Below are 824 nucleotides of genomic sequence, written 5' to 3'. Positions count from 1 at the left end.
AGATTATTACCTTTGGTACGATGGCAGCAAAGGCTGTGGTGCGAGATGTTGCGCGTGTGCAGGGTAAATCTTACGGTTTGGCTGACCGGCTTTCGAAGATGATTCCTTTCGAAATCGGCATGACTTTGTCAAAGGCGATTGAGCAGGAACCGACCTTAAAAACTTTTCTTGATGAAGACGAAGAAGCCCAGGAGATCTGGGAAATGGCTGTCTGTCTAGAAGGGATTACGCGTAACGTCGGTAAGCACGCCGGTGGTGTTGTTATCGCACCGACTAAACTGACAGACTTTGCTGCACTTTATTGTGATGAAGAAGGCGGTGGCCTGGTTACCCAGTTCGATAAAAATGATGTTGAAGATGCAGGCCTGGTTAAGTTCGACTTCTTGGGGCTTCGTACTCTAACTATCGTTGACTGGGCTTTGAAGATGATTAACCCTCGCTTGGCAGCGAAAGGTAAAGAGCCTATTAATATTGACCATATCCCACTGGATGATAGGCCCTCTTTTGAATTGCTGAAGTCAGCAGAAACAACGGCGGTATTCCAGCTGGAATCCCGTGGTATGAAAGACTTGATTCGTCGACTTCAGCCAGACAACCTTGAAGATATGATCGCACTGGTTGCACTATTTAGACCGGGGCCTTTGGAGTCAGGCATGGTTGATGACTTTATCAACCGTAAGCATGGGCGGGCAGAAGTAGCCTATCCTCATCCTGACTTTCAGCATGAGAGTCTGAAAGGCATTCTAGAACCGACTTACGGTGTTATTGTCTATCAGGAACAGGTTATGCAGATTGCACAGACCTTGGCAGGATATACGCTAGGT

The 824-nt window shown here is 47.3% G+C and carries 1 pseudogene; it reads left to right on the top strand.

Annotation, left to right across the window (positions count from 1 at the left end):
• Positions 1-824: pseudogene (locus A3763_RS21360) on the top strand (DNA polymerase III subunit alpha); the annotation flags it as partial.

It is taken from the genome of Oleiphilus sp. HI0128 (assembly GCF_001635365.1).
Note: the sequence above shows the minus strand (reverse complement) of the source record. Positions and strands in the feature narration are given on the sequence as shown.